This window comes from Falsiroseomonas sp. HC035 (assembly GCF_050563525.1).
Taxonomy (GTDB): Bacteria; Pseudomonadota; Alphaproteobacteria; order Acetobacterales; family Acetobacteraceae; genus Falsiroseomonas.
In genome coordinates this window covers 1-416 of the sequence record NZ_JBNXUN010000084.1, presented here as the reverse complement: position 1 = coordinate 416, position 416 = coordinate 1, and the positions used below count along the sequence as shown (strand labels likewise).

1 protein-coding gene is annotated in these 416 nt (G+C 73.6%); it reads left to right on the top strand.

Translation table 11 applies throughout. The features are described 5' to 3' along the window. Positions 1-416, top strand: a 416-nt coding sequence (locus ACLF3G_RS29555) for a hypothetical protein (RefSeq protein WP_430672946.1), incomplete at both ends; no start/stop codon positions are given.

The following is a 416-nucleotide window of genomic DNA, read 5'->3' as shown; positions in this document are numbered from 1 at the left end:
GCCGTCGGCAGCTTCAACGGTACCGCCGGGACCACGCTCGGCCTCACCTCGACCGATGCGCTGACGGTGATCGGCGCCAGCGGCACCGCCGTGGCGCTGAATGCGGCCTCGCTCGACCTGACCGGCGCGGTCGCCGGCACCACCAGCGTCGGCCTCACCGCCACCACCGGCGGCATCAGCCAATCCGCCGCCATCACCACCCCATCCCTCACCGCCAGCGCCGTCTCCGGCAGCATCGCGCTGAACAGCGCCAATGCCGTCGGCAGCTTCAACGGTGTGGCGGGCGGCGCGCTCGGCTTTGTCTCCACCGACGCGCTGACGGTGACCGGCGCCAGCGGCACCGCCGTGGCGCTGAATGCGGCCTCGCTCGACCTGACCGGCGCAGTCGCCGGCACCACCAGCGTCGGCCTCACCGC